The sequence below is a fragment of the Vibrio sp. 10N.261.52.A1 genome, assembly GCF_002876325.1.
Lineage (GTDB): Bacteria > Pseudomonadota > Gammaproteobacteria > Enterobacterales > Vibrionaceae > Vibrio > Vibrio chagasii.
Genome location: NZ_MCYD01000309.1, coordinates 1 through 798, shown reverse-complemented (window position 1 = coordinate 798; position 798 = coordinate 1). Strand labels below are relative to the sequence as shown.

Genomic DNA, 798 nt, shown 5'->3' with positions numbered 1-798 from the left:
GTATTTTACCATATCTATACATTCACACAGTGAATTCTTGGTGTGATTGATGATTGTTCTGCATTCAAAAAGTGACTTCCCAGTATTTTTTACTGATTTCAAATTTGGCAGATTCGTATATTTTTCATTTTTTCAGTCTTATAAGGAATAAGTATGCAACTTCCAAAACGAACGCTTGCGGTAGCCATTGTGGCAAGTTTACTTTCTGCGTGTGGTGATTCAGAAGAGTCTAATCCATTACCACAAAAAACATTGACTGCCATCGACGGATATCTGATTGGTGCGGAGGTATATGTCGATCGAAACCAGAATGGCAAAGCAGATGTAACTGAAAAGTTGAGTCAGCTCACCGATGAAAACGGCCGCATAGCTATTCCGAGCACTGATACAGAATTCGATGTAATTGTGAAAGCCATTGTCGGTAAAACTCGAGACAGCGACACTGGTGGCACGATAAAGCAGAATTTTGAACTGCTTGCAAAAAGCACCAGCTCGGTAGCATCTCCTTTTACAACCATAGCTTTTGCTCAGAACAAAACCATAGAAGAGTTGGCCAACATACTTGGCTTTGAGCACAAAACGTTAAGTCAGGACTATGTGACATTGAAAAACTCATCCGAAGATGCCAAATCAGCGCACCTTTTTGCGAGAAGTATTGTTTCCTCACTGGATATGGATAAAAACAGTCAGGATTTCACTAAGCGAGTGGAATCTATTAAGGATGAGATAAATCAACTTATAAATCTGGACAAAGATCTGGATGACATGGTTATCTATTTATCTGACACAGGCGTAGTT

1 pseudogene is annotated in these 798 nt (G+C 39.6%); it reads left to right on the top strand.

Annotated elements, in window-relative coordinates:
• Window positions 1-153: 153 nt before the first annotated feature.
• Window positions 154-798, top strand: a pseudogene (locus tag BCT81_RS03800) (hypothetical protein); the annotation flags it as partial.